This window comes from Pseudarthrobacter phenanthrenivorans, assembly GCF_036455295.1.
In the GTDB taxonomy this organism is placed as follows: Bacteria; Actinomycetota; Actinomycetes; order Actinomycetales; family Micrococcaceae; genus Arthrobacter; species Arthrobacter phenanthrenivorans_C.
Window position 1 is genome coordinate 24,966 of the sequence record NZ_JAYXNX010000017.1, and the last position, 12,846, is coordinate 37,811.

Genomic DNA, 12,846 nt, shown 5'->3' on the forward strand with positions numbered 1-12,846 from the left:
TCACTATTTCGAACTGGATCCACTATGCTGAACACATGACCTCCACCAAGACCGTGGCCATCGCCGTCCCGCTCGAAGCTGAGCTTGTGGACCAGATCCGTGCCGTTGATCCCTCCGCTACCGTGCTCTACCAGCCGGACCTCCTGCCGCCCGAACGCTTTCCGGCCGACCATTCGGGGGATCCCGCCTTCCAGCGGACGGAGGAACAGGAAGAACGCTATTGGGCCATGCTCAACAGCGCTGAAGTGCTGTACGGCTTCCCCAACGAAAGCCCTGCAGGCCTGGCACGCATCGCCCGGGAAAACGCCAGGCTCCAGTGGGTCCACGCCATGGCCGCCGGAGCGGGCGGAGCCGTCAAGGCGTCCGGCCTGGAACAGGACATCCTGCAGAAGTTCAAGATCACCACGTCAGCCGGGGTCCACGCCCTCCCCCTCGCGGAGTTCGCCGCGATGGGAATCCTGAACGGCTTCAAACGGAGCGCGGAGCTCGCGCAGGACCAGGCGGCGAAGGCCTGGCCCAGCCTCCGGGTCCCCACCCGGCTGGTCAATGGATCCAACCTGGTCATCAGCGGCCTCGGTGAAATCGGACTGGAAACCGCCCGGATCGCCCGGGCGCTGGGCATGAAGGTGAGCGGCACCAAACGCAGCGTGGAACCCATCGACGGCATCGACCACGTCGTGGACAACGCGGGCCTGCCCTCCCTCCTGGCCACGGCAGACGCCGTCGTCAATACCCTGCCCGGCACCGCGTACACGGAAAATCTGTTCAACCGGGGGATGTTTGCCGCCATGAAGCCCGGAACCACATTCGTCAACGTGGGCCGCGGAACCGTAGTGGATGAGGACGCCCTGCTGGAGGCACTGGACAACGGCCAGGTGGGCTACGCCTGCCTGGACGTCTTCGCCGTGGAGCCGCTGCCGCAGGACAGCCCCCTGTGGAACCACCCCCGGGTCATGGTCTCGCCCCACACCTCTGCCCTCAGCGCCGCGGAAAACCGCCTGATCACCGAGCGGTTCTGCAGCAATCTCCGCACTTTCCTCGACGGCGGGGACCTCCCCCACCTCGTGGACACGGTCCACTTCTACTAGGACGGGGCGAAGAAGCGATGCGCATCGCCAGAATCAGGACCGCGGAAGGTGCCCTGCATGCAGTGGAGCGGGATGGCATGTGGCACCACATTGTTGACCCCTTTGAGGAGCCCTTTCAGTACACCGGTGGCACCACCGCGGACAGCGAGGCCACATTCCTCGCCCCGGTTGAACCCAAAGTAGTGATCGGCATTGGCCACAACCGGACACTGAATGACCACCCCCTGCCCATCCAGGCATGGCACAAGTCTGTTCACACCGTGGCCGGCCCCGGCGATGCCATCGGCGCGGTCCGGGACCAGGGAACGGTGAACGCGGAGGGTGAGCTCGCCGTCGTCATCGGCAGGACATCAGCAAACCTGACCGCCGAGAATGCACTGGAGCACGTCCTGGGCTACACCTGCGTCAACGATGTCACCAACGTGGACCAGACCCTGGTGGATGAGCGGAACTTCCAAGGCAAGGCGGGGGTCAACTACACGCCCCTGGGCCCCTGGATCGAAACCGGACTTCCGGAACCCGAGCAGGTGGCCATCGACGTCTACGTCAACGGGAGGGCCAAGGCCACCTCCGGGACGTTCAACCTGCCCTCCACGGTGGTGGACTGCCTTATCTACGTCACCGCGTGGCTGACGCTTGAACCCGGCGACGTGGTGATGACCGGAGCGCCCGCCACCGTGGTCGCCATCGAACCCGGGGACCGGGTGGACGTCGTGGTGGAAGGCATCGGCACCTTGAGCAGCATGGTGGCCTGACGGCGGGCAGCCGAGGCCCCCGGGGCACTTATGATGGATTGCGTTCAGTTGACTGAACGATCAGCGAAGTCCGCCTGGCGACCTAAGGAGAATCATGGCCGATTCCCATGCCCCCGCTTCACCCGAAAAGCCGGGAGCCGCGTCGCCTGCGCCGGCAGTCACGCGGGCAGCTGCGGTACTGGACGCCCTTGCAGCCTCTGCCACCGGCCGCCTGACACTGAGCGACCTTTCGCGCGAAGTGGGGATCCCCAAGTCATCCACCTCCAACCTCCTGCTGGCCCTGGAGGAGGCCCGCCTGATCAGCAGGCAGGGTGCCGAGTTCACCCTGGGCCGCAAGCTGGTGGAACTGGGCGCTGCCTATCTTGGCCGGATGGATGAGGTCCAGGAGTTCTACCGGTACTGCGAACAGGCTTCGGTCCTTTCCCGCGAGACCGTCCGGATCGCCATGCTGGACGGCGCCAACGTCATTTACCTCGCCCGGTACGAGGGTCATCCCGCAGTCCGCCTCACCTCCAACATCGGTGACAAGATGCCGGTATCCCTGTGCGCGGTGGGCAAGGCGCTGATCGCCCGGCTGCGTGACCACGACTTGGAGGAGATGTTCCCCGACGACGCGGAACTCCCCGTCCTGACGCCCAAGTCCCTGCGCACCGGCGCGGAACTGAAGGCACAGCTGAAGGAAATCCGCGAACAAGGCTTTGCCTTCGAGGACGAGGAGTCCACCACCGGCGTGGTGTGCCTCGCCGTCTCCGTCCCCACCCGCGGAGCCCACGGCCCCAGCCTGGGCCTCTCCGTCACGGCCCTCAAGGCCACCTACACCCCGGAGCAGGGCGCCCAGATGGTCAAGGAACTGCAGGAGCTGGCCCATTCCCTGGGCAATCCCATGGGATAGGCGAACGCCGGGCCGGCATCCCGTCATTCAAAAATCTTAAAACTGTTGCCAGCCGTTCAGTGTGCTGTATTGTGTTCAGCATAGTGATCGACCAACAGGTGTTGTCACTATGCCACCAGGCCAACGGGGGCCTGGAGCGCATTAGAGGGAGTTCTCGTGACAACTCGTACTAACTCACCGCAGGCCACCACGGACGGCGCCGTCGTCGATCCGGACCAGCTGCGAAGGGCAACACTTGCCAGCTCCGTGGGATCAGCCCTGGAGTACTACGACTTCTACATCTACGGCCTTGCCTCGGCCCTGATCTTCGGCCCGCTGTTCTTTGCGCCGCTCGGAGACAGTGGAGCGGTCATCGCATCCTTCGCCACCTACGGCGTCGGGTTCGCGGCACGCCCCTTCGGCGGTGTGGTGTTCGGCCACATCGGGGACCGCTTCGGCCGCAAGATGGTCCTGATCCTGACCATCGGGCTGATGGGCCTGTCCAGCTGCGCCATCGGCCTCCTGCCCACCTTCGACCAGGCTGGAATGCTCGGAGCGGTACTCCTGGTGACGCTGCGCATCCTGCAGGGCCTGGGTGCCGGCGCCGAGCAGGCAGGCGCCACCACCCTCATCTCCGAGGTAGCCCCGCGCCGCCGTCGTGGTTTCTTCGCCGCGCTGCCGTTCGTTGGCATCCAGCTGGGCACCCTCCTGGGTGCGGGGACTTTCGCCCTGATGGCCCTGGCGGACAAGCAGGTCCTGCAGGGCTGGCTGTGGCGCGTTCCGTTCCTGGCCAGCATCATCCTGATCGCCATTGCCATCTTCATCCGGCTCCGGCTCAAGGAGACCCCGGTCTTCCAGGAACTGGAGAAGCACAAGGCCGTGGTCAAGAACCCGGTAGGCCAGATCTGGAAGCACTCCAAGAAGAACGTGTTGGTCGGCATTGGCCTCCGCATGGGGGAAAACGGCAACTCGTCCATCTACTCCGCGCTGCTGGTGTCCTTCATCAGCATGCCGGCCGGCGTTTTTCCAGGCGACAAGTTCATCGGCCCCACCGGCCTGCTGATTGCCGCAGGTTTCGCAGCGGTGCTGGTGGTCGCCTTCGGCGCCCTGTCCGACCGCTACGGCCGGGTTCCCGTCTACCGCTACGGCGCGCTCTTCCAGGCCGTCATCGCGCTGCCGGCCTTCTACCTGGTCACGCTGGGCAACGTCGCCCTGGTCTGGGCGGTCATGGTGGTGGGCATCGCCCTGGGCGTGCAGGCCATGCTCGGCCCCCAGTGCGCCCTGCTGCCGGAACTGTTCGGTTCCCAGCACCGCTTCACCGGAGTGGCCCTGAGCCGTGAGCTCTCCGCGGTGCTCGCCGGAGGCTTCGCCCCGATGATCGGCGTCGCCCTGCTGGCGGCCACCAACCATTCCTGGCTGGTACCGGCGCTCTACTCGCTGGTCCTGGCGGCAATCTCGTTCGTCACCACGTTCTTCACCCCGGAAACGAACGGCCGCGACCTGGTGGTCGTTGAGGACGCCCGGTGACCAGCGACGCCGGTCCCTCCCCTGCCACGGTGGGTACCACCACCCGGCGCGCCGGGTTCGTGGGGCTCGGGCTGATGGGCGCCCCGATGGCGGCAAACCTGCTCAAGGAAGGCTGGCAGGTCAGGGGATGGAACCGTTCCCCCGCCGCCGTCCGGGACCTTGAGCAGCAGGGTGGGACCGGCGTCGAGCATGTCGCGGAGCTGCGTGACGAACCCGTCATCATCTTCATGCTTCCCGATCTTCCCTTCATCGAGGAGGCAGCGGCGGGACTCCTCGAGACCTGGCGGAGCGCACCACCCGCGCCGGGAACACTGCTGGCGGTGATGAGCAGCGTCTCACCCGTCGCGGTGCAGGCCTTTGGCAGGCTCGTGGCCGACGCAAGCGGCGGGAACGCCTCGGTGCTGGACGCACCGGTCAGCGGGGGCACGGACGGTGCGCGGCGGGGATCCCTGGCCATCATGGCGGGCGGCTCGCCGGAAGATTTCGAGCGGGCCCGCCCGGTCCTGGCGGCCATGGGCTCGGCGGTGCGGCGGCTGGGAGAGCTGGGGGCCGGTTCCCTGGCCAAGGCCTGTAACCAGCTGGTGGTGGGAACCACGACGGCGGCACTTGCCGAAGCTGCCGAGCTTGCGGAACGCTCGGGGCTGGACGTGGCGGCCCTCTTCGAGGTGTTGTCCGGCGGCCTCGCGGCAAGCCGGGTGCTGGAACTTGTGGGGCCCCGCCTGGCGGCGAAGGACTACACCCCCACGGGGCCGGCGAAGTTCATGCACAAGGACCTGTCCTTTGTGCTGGAAGCGGCGGCCAACGCCGGAGCCGCCGCGCCATTGGCTTCCGCGGGCGTTGACCTCTACGGGCAGCTGGTGGCGCAGGGCCTGGGGGACCTGGACCTGGCTGTGGTCCGGCAGGCTGTTGCCAATCTGGCCCGGCTTTAAGCTGGGGGACCCCGGAAACCCGGGGTCCCGCCGTCGTCAGCGGTCCTAAAGTGGGCCAGCGTGACACCGTTTCGTCGCTTCGAAAGGCGGCACGGCTGCTATATCCTGTTCTTTTCCCGTCAGGGCCAAGGGAAGGCAGGACACAGCACGTCGAATGGCCCCTCAGTGACACCCAGCAGCGAACTTTCCAGACCCGCCTCTGGCAACATCCCGCGCGATGACTTCCTCGACTGCCCCACCGGGCTCGTGGAGTACTACTTCGACGAGGGCGTTTTCCACTGGTCGGACAGCCTGTACCGTATGTACGGCTTTGAACGGGGCGACGTGGTCCCGTCCATGGAAATGGTCTTTCCGCACCTCGAGCCTGAAGACCGGCCAAGAGTCCAGGCCTATTGGGACCACGTATCGAGCGTCGGCGGCCCCTCGTCCATCTACGTGTCCATCCGGGACCGCAAGGACCACCAGCACAAGATGCTTTTCTCGGCGGACCACATCCTCGACGGGGACACCCCGATCGGCGTCTGGGGCGTGGTGGTGGACCTCACGCAGTCGATCCACACCGACCGGCATCAGCTCGCCACGGAGGCGGTGGCGGCGTCGGCCCTCAACCGGGCGGTCATTGAACAAGCCAAGGGTGTCCTGATGGGCCGCACGGGCATTGATGCGGACAAGGCCTATGCGCTCATGAGCCAGCTGAGCCAGGACACCAACCGCAAGGTCTACGCCATTGCACGTGACATCGTGGAACGGGCAACCACGCGCGCCGGGGACCCGACCAACGGGGACCATCCGCTCCTGTAAGGGAGGGCCGGTGACGGTCTCTGCCGGCGGACGCGCGTGCGGGTGACATATTGCGACATGTCCCCGGGCGTCCGAACAGGGCGGACCCCTATTCTGGGGACGAGCGCCCCGCCCCGTTGCACATCCAGTCCGTCCGGAGGAAGCCATGCCCCATCCCGAACGTCCCCTGCGCAAGCTGGGGTTCCTCACCATTGGCTTGTTCGACCCGGCGAATCCTGCCGCCGGCCACGAATCCACGCTGGAGGTCATTGGGCTCGGCGAGCGGCTCGGCTTTGACAGCGCCTGGCTGCGCCACCGGCACCTGCAGTTCGGCATCTCCTCACCGGTGGCGGTCATGGCCGCCGCCAGCCAGCGCACCTCCCGGATCGAGCTCGGGACCGCGGTGACCCCGCTGGGCTGGGAAAACCCGCTGCGGCTGGCCGAGGACCTGGCTACCGTGGACCTGCTCGCCGGGGGACGCATCAACCCAGGGGTGAGCGTTGGGGAACCCATGAACTATGACACTGTGAAGCATGAGCTGTACCCGGACACCGCCGGGCATGAAGACTTCAGCTACGCGCGGGTGGAACGGCTTGCCCGCCTGATTGCAGGGGAAAAGGTCAGGGACTTTTCCGGAAAGCAAGGCGTGGTGGAGGAGTTCTCCAACCGCGTTGAGCCGCACTCGCCCGGGCTGCGGGACCGGCTCTGGTACGGAGCGGGCAGCACTAGATCGGCCGTCTGGGCCGGCGCCAACGGCTTCCATCTGCTCTCCAGCAGCGTGATCTTTCCGGACAAGGACCAGGAACCGGACTTCGCCCTCGTCCAGCAGTCGCAGATCCGTGCGTTTCGTGAGGCGGCTGCTGCCGCCGGGCATTCCGGGGCACGGGTCTCGCAGGGCCTGGTGGTGATTCCCACCGACTCGGCGACTGCGGCGCAGCGGGTGAAGTACCAGCAGTACGTGAACGAGCGGACTCCCCGCACTGCTGCTCCGCAGGGGCCGCGGGGCATGATGTTCGCGGCTGATCTCATCGGCACCAGCGGGGAAATCGCGGAGCAGCTGTACGCCCATGCAGGCTTCCAGGAGGTGGACGAGGTGGCATTTGCACTGCCGTTCAGCTTCGACCAGGAGGACTACGTCCAGATCCTGACCGACATCGCCGGCAGGCTGGGGCCGGCCCTTGGCTGGGCTCCTTCCCGGGTTGGGTAAGGGCGCCCGGCAGCCCTAAAGAGCCAGGCGCGGCCCATCGGTGAGGACGGGAGCGGTCCCAACAGCCGGCAGGGCCTCGGTGAGGGCCTCGACGACGGCCAACTGGCCGGTGGAATCAGGAACGCCGGGGTACTGGACATGCGCAGCTTCGGCAGGCTCGGCGGCTGCCTCCTCCGAGCGCATGCGGACGAGCGCAACCGCAGAGATGAGGAACCAGGCCACATTGGTGACCACGGACGGCCAGGCCTGATGCAGGGTGCCGTTGAGAATGAAGGCCACAGAGCCGAACAGGTTTGCCGTCTGAAAGCCCTTGCCGGCCTTCAGCCAGCCCATGGAAACGGCAAGATATGCACTGAGGATCGCAACAGCGCCTGCCCAGCCGGCGATTTCCCACAGCAGTTCCATGGCGTCCTTTCAAGGGGTGCCCGGCGCAGTATGCAGGCAGGGCTCAATAGGGTGGTACAGGGTTGGTTGTCGCCGGGGCCAGGTTCCTCAAGCCTTGTTCGGGCGAGGACCTCATGCTGGCCGGCGGCATAATCATATCCTGCGTGCGGGCACGGTTTTTACCGCCGGACCGTGACGCTCCCCACGTCTGGACAACACCACCGTGGCGTAGCACGATCGGAGCTGTGACCAGCAGTCCTGCCCCCGATCCCTACCTGCGCGAACTGACCCAGCTGCGGCGCGTCAAAGACCGGATGGACCGCGAATACGCGCAGCCTCTCGACGTCGAATCCCTTGCCAGGGACGTGCATATGTCCGCCGGCCATTTCAGCCGGCGCTTCAAGTTGGCGTATGGCGAATCGCCCTACAGCTACCTCATGACGCGCCGGATCGAACGTGCCATGGCCCTCCTGCGCAAAGGCGGCCTCAGCGTCACCGAAGTGTGTTTCGCCGTCGGCTGCTCGTCGTTGGGCACCTTCAGCACCCGCTTCAGCGAACTGGTGGGCATGCCTCCCAGCGTCTACAAAGCTGAGGCGGAACACTCGACGGCGGGGATTCCCGCGTGCGTGGAAAAGCAGGTGAGCAGACCGGTCAGGAATCGAGAAGCATCCGCGGCGGAGGCGTCGCTAGCATGACTGGCATGGACATCAACATTTCCTCGACCTTCCTCCCCGCCACCGATCCGGACGCCTCACTGGCCTTCTACCGCGACGCCCTGGGCTTCGAAATCCGCAACGACGTAGGCAAGGGGACCATGCGCTGGATCACCGTCGGCCCCGCCGGCCAGAAGGACGTTTCCATCGTCCTGCACCCGCCGGCGGTGGATCCCGGGATCACCGAGGACGAGCGGCGCACCATCACGGAGATGATGGCCAAGGGCACCTACGCCACTATCGTCCTGTCCTCCCCTGACGTGGACGCGGCCTTCGCCAAGGTGGAGGCCAGCGGGGCCGACGTGGTCCAGGAACCCATCGACCAGCCCTACGGCATCCGTGACTGCGCCTTCCGTGATCCCGCCGGCAACACAGTCCGGATCAACCAGCAGCCCTAGGCATATAAACAACAACGTATATAAGGGACGACGCCGGCGCCGGGCTGCCAGGGCAGCCTGCCGCAGGTGCCGTTCCACGATGAGGGGGACATTTTGAGCACGGACACCAGCACCGGCCCGGCAGCAGAGGCCGGGATCCATATCGCCGACAGCCACGACCTGATCCGCGTGCAGGGCGCCCGGGAGAACAACCTCAAGGACGTGAGCCTTGACCTGCCCAAGCGGCGGCTTACCGCCTTCACCGGGGTGTCGGGCTCCGGCAAGAGCTCGCTGGTGTTCGCCACCATCGCCGCCGAGTCCCAGCGGATGATCAACGAAACCTACAGCGCTTTCGTCCAGGGTTTCATGCCGAGCCTGGCCCGCCCCGATGTGGACCGGCTGGAGGGACTGACCACGGCGATCATCGTGGACCAGGAGCGCATGGGCGCCAACCCGCGGTCCACCGTGGGAACCGCCACGGACGCCAACGCAATGCTGCGGATCCTGTTCAGCCGGCTTGGCAAACCCTACGTCGGGCCGCCCACCGCCTTCTCCTTCAACGTGCCCACCCGCAAGGCCAGCGGCATCATGAGCACCGAAAAGGGCGGCCGGGTGGAAAAGAGCGTGGTCCGCCAGGTGACCTACCTGGGCGGCATGTGCCCGCGCTGCGAGGGCATGGGCAACATCAGCGACATTGACCGTACGGCCCTCTACGACGAATCCAAGTCCTTGTCCCAGGGCGCGCTCACCGTCCCCGGATACTCCATGGACGGCTGGTACGGCCGCCTGTTCGAGGGGATGGGCCTGCCGATGGACAAGCCGATCGCCAAGTTCACCAAGAAGCAGCTGGACACGATGCTGTATGCCGAGCCCACCAAGATCAAGGTGGAAGGCGTCAACCTCACCTTCGAGGGCGTCATCCCCAAAATCCAGAAGTCCATGCTCTCCAAGGACGTGGAGGCCATGCAGCCGCACGTGAGGCGGTTCGTGGAGCGCGCCGTCACCTTCGCCACCTGCCCTGACTGCGGCGGAACGCGGCTCACGCCGGAGGTGCTCAATTCAAGGATCAACGGCAGGAACATCGCGGACCTGTGCACCATGCAGATCAGTGACCTGGCCCAGTGGATCCGGGAGCTCGACGAACCCTCGGTCCGGCCGCTGCTCGACGGGCTCCGGGACCTGCTGGATTCGTTTGCGGAGATCGGCCTGGGCTACCTCTCCCTTGACCGCCCCGCCGGCACCCTCTCGGGCGGTGAGGCACAGCGGACCAAGATGATCCGGCACCTCGGCTCCTCACTGACTGACGTGACCTATGTCTTCGATGAGCCCAGCATCGGCCTCCACCCCCACGACATCGAGCGTATGAACACCCTCCTGCTGCAACTGCGGGACAAAGGCAACACCGTCCTGGTGGTGGAGCATAAGCCCGAGATGATCGCCATCGCCGATCACGTCGTCGACCTCGGCCCCAAAGCAGGCACCGCCGGTGGCGAGATCGTCTACGAAGGCGACGTCGACGGGCTCCGTTCCAGCGGAACCATTACCGGCCGCCACCTGGATGACCGCGCCCGGCTGAAGGATTCCTTCCGGCAACGGACCGGGGCGCTGGAGGTGCGCGGGGCCTCGACGAACAACCTGCAGAATGTGGACGTCGATGTGCCCCTGGGCGTGCTCTGCGTGGTGACAGGCGTAGCCGGGTCCGGGAAGAGCTCGCTGATCCATGGTTCCCTGGCCAAGCGTGAGGGCGTGGTCGTCATTGACCAAGGTGCCATCAAGGGCTCACGCCGGAGCAATCCGGCCACCTACACCGGCCTGCTGGAGCCCATCCGCAAGGCGTTCGCGAAGGCCAACGGGGTGAAACCGGCGCTCTTCAGCTCCAACTCCGAGGGCGCCTGCCCCACGTGCAACGGCGCCGGCGTGATCTTCACCGAACTCGGCGTCATGGCCACCGTGGAGTCCACCTGCGAGAACTGCGAGGGCCGCCGCTTCCAGCCGGCCGTCCTTGAATATACGCTCGGCGGCATGAACATCGCGGACGTCCTGGATCTGTCCGTGGACGCGGCCCTGTCGTACTTTGCGGACGGGGAGGCAAAGACACCCGCGGCGCACAAAGTCCTGGAACGCCTGGCGGACGTTGGCCTGGGCTACATCACCCTGGGCCAGCCGCTGACCACCCTGTCAGGCGGCGAGCGCCAACGCCTCAAGCTGGCCACCCAGATGGCGGAAGCCGGCGACGTCTACATTCTCGATGAGCCCACCGTAGGCCTGCACCTGGCCGACGTGGAGCAGTTGCTGGGCCTGCTGGACCGGCTGGTGGACGCCGGCAAGTCGGTCATCGTCATCGAGCATCACCAGGCGGTGATGGCGCACGGTGACTGGATCATCGACATTGGCCCGGGAGCAGGACACGACGGCGGCAGGATCGTTTTCGAGGGTACGCCGGCCGAGCTGGTGGCCGCGCGTTCGACGCTCACGGGGCAGCACCTGGCAACGTACGTCGGGCGGTGATCCTCCTGGGCCTTAGAGGCGGCCCAGGAAGCTGACCATGGCTGCCGCGATCTGCTGCTGGGCGGCCGAGCGGCTGATGCCGGGTTCGCCATCGCCGGGCTGAACGCCGTAGTCGCCGAAGAACGCGTGCACGCCTCCCTGGACGGCGGCGAATTCCGTGTCCGGGGGCAGGAGTTCCCGCGAGGCTTCGATCTTGTCCGGCGTGCTGAGTCCGTCCTGGGTGCCGGAGACGGACAGGACGGAGAGACCGCCCCGTCCGCGCAGTGATTCCACCGGGTAGGAGGCGTACAGCACCAGGCCCGTGACGTCGGCGTTCTTCAGGGCGAATGACGACGCGGACACCCCGCCCAGGGAGTGGCCGCCCACCGTCCACGTTGTGATATCCGGGTTGTCCGTGATGGCAGCGCGGGCCTGGTTTCCGTCCAGGAGGCTGAGCCCCAGGGGTTCCTTCAGGATGACCACCCGGTACCCGGCGCCGACGGCAGGCGCCAGGATGTCCTGGTAGGCCCGGGCATCCACCCGCGCCCCGGGGTAGAAGACCAGTCCCTTGGTGGTGGTGCCTCCGTCGGGTGACATGGTGATGGCGGTGGTGGACTCGGTGACGGTGAGGTCCGACCTGGGCCCGGCCTCCGCCGTCGGACCCGGCTCATACGTAAAGGGGTTGAGCCAGGCGAGCGCGGCGGCGAATGCCAGGACGGCCACCCTGCCGGCCCATGCTCCCACGGCCCGGACAGCGGAGCGCGGCCGGGGGATATCGCGGCGGCGCCAGAGCAGGACTGCCCATACTGAACCGGCGGCAGCCGCGGCCAGGAGGAGGCCCGGGAGCAGCGGGTGGCCGTGCAGGACGGCCGGGTTCCCCGCGAGCATCCACAGCGCAACCCCCATCAACGCGGCGGAGCATGCCGCCGACACCCAGTAGAGGGCCGTCCGTTTCGTGGGCGGCGCGCCGGCACGCCCGGCAGCTGAGGTCTCCATGGTTCCTGATCCTGCCATCCGCCGGCAGGATTTCAATGCCGGGCTGGCCTACGCTGGCCGTATGCCCGAAAAGTTCCGGTACGACGTCGACATCCTGCACCTGCTGGTCTCCCCCGCCCACGCCTATTTCGGCCGCGCCCGGGACGGCGCCGCCGACGTCCCCACCACGGACGCGGAGCAGGTGGAGGTGGTGGCGGGCAAGGGCATCGTCGGCGACCGGTTCTTCGGCAAAGCCGCCCACATGGACGCCGCCGTCACCTTGTTTGCCGTCGAGTCCCTGGAAGCCATTGCCGCGGACCTGGGTTCCGCGCCGTTCGATCCCCTGCTCACCCGCCGCAATGTGGTGCTGCGGGGAGCCCAGCTGGTGCCGCTGCTGGGGCAGGACTTCGCGCTCGAATCGGGCGGCTCAGTGGTGCGGTTCCACGGCGGCCGCCACGCCCAGCCATGTGCATGGATGAACGAAATGCTGGCCCCCGGGGCGCACCCTGCCATGCGCGGGCGGGGCGGCATCCGGTGCCGGGCCCTGTCCGGCGGGCTCCTGCACCGCGGGCCGGCAGTGCTGGTCAGCCCGGTGCCTTTGGATCCGGCCCGGGCCGGGGAGCCCAGCGTGCTGCGCCCAAGCCGGCTGCCCTAGCCGGCCTGCAGTGGCGGGACGCACGACGGCGTCACGCACGGCACGCTTTGGGCCCACCTGAGGCAGCGGGACCCGGAAAACCCGGGCGACCGCCGTCG

Annotated in this window: 13 protein-coding genes; 11 read left to right on the forward strand and 2 right to left on the reverse strand. The window is 66.9% G+C overall.

Translation table 11 applies throughout. From position 1 onward, the window contains the following. The first annotated feature begins 35 nt into the window (after nucleotides 1-35). From VXJ37_RS17795 to VXJ37_RS17825, 7 genes are all read left to right on the forward strand, one after another. A complete protein-coding gene (locus VXJ37_RS17795; RefSeq protein ID WP_331324369.1) occupies nucleotides 36-1,088 on the forward strand; it encodes a D-2-hydroxyacid dehydrogenase in 1,053 nt (350 codons plus the stop codon). 17 nt (nucleotides 1,089-1,105) lie between these two features. Further along, a complete protein-coding gene (locus tag VXJ37_RS17800) occupies nucleotides 1,106-1,843 on the forward strand; it encodes a fumarylacetoacetate hydrolase family protein (protein WP_331324370.1) in 738 nt (245 codons plus the stop codon). A gap of 94 nt (nucleotides 1,844-1,937) precedes the next feature. Continuing rightward, nucleotides 1,938-2,735 (forward strand): IclR family transcriptional regulator, encoded by a 798-nt coding sequence (locus tag VXJ37_RS17805; protein WP_331324371.1) that lies wholly within the window; start codon nucleotides 1,938-1,940, stop codon nucleotides 2,733-2,735. A 156-nt stretch (nucleotides 2,736-2,891) separates the two neighbouring features. After that, nucleotides 2,892-4,241, forward strand: coding sequence for an MFS transporter (locus VXJ37_RS17810; protein ID WP_331324372.1), 1,350 nt, complete (start codon nucleotides 2,892-2,894; stop codon nucleotides 4,239-4,241). Continuing rightward, nucleotides 4,238-5,170 (forward strand): NAD(P)-dependent oxidoreductase, encoded by a 933-nt coding sequence (locus tag VXJ37_RS17815; protein ID WP_331324373.1) that lies wholly within the window; start codon nucleotides 4,238-4,240, stop codon nucleotides 5,168-5,170. The genes VXJ37_RS17810 and VXJ37_RS17815 overlap by 4 nt, the downstream gene beginning before the upstream one ends. Nucleotides 5,171-5,335: 165 nt before the next feature. After that, a complete protein-coding gene (locus tag VXJ37_RS17820; RefSeq protein WP_331324374.1) occupies nucleotides 5,336-5,971 on the forward strand; it encodes an ANTAR domain-containing protein in 636 nt (211 codons plus the stop codon). A gap of 145 nt (nucleotides 5,972-6,116) precedes the next feature. Beyond that, the gene (locus tag VXJ37_RS17825) at nucleotides 6,117-7,157 is read left to right on the forward strand and encodes an LLM class flavin-dependent oxidoreductase (RefSeq protein WP_331324375.1); all 1,041 of its coding nucleotides are present in this window, start codon (nucleotides 6,117-6,119) and stop codon (nucleotides 7,155-7,157) included. Nucleotides 7,158-7,172: 15 nt separating this feature from the next. Here the strand turns inward: VXJ37_RS17825 and VXJ37_RS17830 are convergent, their stop codons facing one another. Then, nucleotides 7,173-7,562 (reverse strand): CBU_0592 family membrane protein, encoded by a 390-nt coding sequence (locus tag VXJ37_RS17830; protein ID WP_331324376.1) that lies wholly within the window; start codon nucleotides 7,560-7,562, stop codon nucleotides 7,173-7,175. A 224-nt stretch (nucleotides 7,563-7,786) separates the two neighbouring features. Between VXJ37_RS17830 and VXJ37_RS17835 the strand changes: the two genes are divergently transcribed. From VXJ37_RS17835 to VXJ37_RS17845, 3 genes are all read left to right on the forward strand, one after another. Further along, nucleotides 7,787-8,236 carry a helix-turn-helix transcriptional regulator gene (locus tag VXJ37_RS17835; protein WP_331324377.1) on the forward strand — a complete coding sequence of 150 codons (450 nt, stop codon included), beginning with the start codon at nucleotides 7,787-7,789 and terminating at the stop codon, nucleotides 8,234-8,236. Further along, nucleotides 8,233-8,652, forward strand: a complete 420-nt coding sequence (locus VXJ37_RS17840; protein WP_331324378.1) for a VOC family protein — start codon at nucleotides 8,233-8,235, stop codon at nucleotides 8,650-8,652. Before VXJ37_RS17835 ends, VXJ37_RS17840 begins: the two co-directional genes overlap by 4 nt. Nucleotides 8,653-8,745: 93 nt before the next feature. Further along, the gene (locus VXJ37_RS17845) at nucleotides 8,746-11,139 is read left to right on the forward strand and encodes an excinuclease ABC subunit UvrA (RefSeq protein WP_331324379.1); all 2,394 of its coding nucleotides are present in this window, start codon (nucleotides 8,746-8,748) and stop codon (nucleotides 11,137-11,139) included. A 12-nt stretch (nucleotides 11,140-11,151) separates the two neighbouring features. On the opposite strand, the gene VXJ37_RS17850 is transcribed toward VXJ37_RS17845, so the two are convergent. Continuing rightward, complete coding sequence (locus VXJ37_RS17850) at nucleotides 11,152-12,114, reverse strand: alpha/beta hydrolase (protein ID WP_331324380.1); 963 nt, start codon at nucleotides 12,112-12,114, stop codon at nucleotides 11,152-11,154. Between the two features lie 61 nt (nucleotides 12,115-12,175). Between VXJ37_RS17850 and VXJ37_RS17855 the strand changes: the two genes are divergently transcribed. Next, the gene (locus VXJ37_RS17855; RefSeq protein ID WP_331324381.1) at nucleotides 12,176-12,748 is read left to right on the forward strand and encodes an MOSC domain-containing protein; all 573 of its coding nucleotides are present in this window, start codon (nucleotides 12,176-12,178) and stop codon (nucleotides 12,746-12,748) included. Nucleotides 12,749-12,846 lie beyond the last annotated feature (98 nt).

Excerpts from the sequence above, each read along its gene's own strand:
- VXJ37_RS17800 (WP_331324370.1), top strand. The coding sequence starts at position 1,106 with ATGCGCATCGCCAGAATCAGGACCGCGGAAGGTGCCCTGCATGCAGTG.
- VXJ37_RS17795 (WP_331324369.1), top strand. The coding sequence starts at position 36 with ATGACCTCCACCAAGACCGTGGCCATCGCCGTCCCGCTCGAAGCTGAG.
- VXJ37_RS17840 (WP_331324378.1), top strand. The coding sequence starts at position 8,233 with ATGACTGGCATGGACATCAACATTTCCTCGACCTTCCTCCCCGCCACC.
- VXJ37_RS17830 (WP_331324376.1), bottom strand. The coding sequence starts at position 7,562 with ATGGAACTGCTGTGGGAAATCGCCGGCTGGGCAGGCGCTGTTGCGATC.
- VXJ37_RS17855 (WP_331324381.1), top strand. The coding sequence starts at position 12,176 with ATGCCCGAAAAGTTCCGGTACGACGTCGACATCCTGCACCTGCTGGTC.
- VXJ37_RS17805 (WP_331324371.1), top strand. The coding sequence starts at position 1,938 with ATGGCCGATTCCCATGCCCCCGCTTCACCCGAAAAGCCGGGAGCCGCG.
- VXJ37_RS17825 (WP_331324375.1), top strand. The coding sequence starts at position 6,117 with ATGCCCCATCCCGAACGTCCCCTGCGCAAGCTGGGGTTCCTCACCATT.
- VXJ37_RS17850 (WP_331324380.1), bottom strand. The coding sequence starts at position 12,114 with ATGGAGACCTCAGCTGCCGGGCGTGCCGGCGCGCCGCCCACGAAACGG.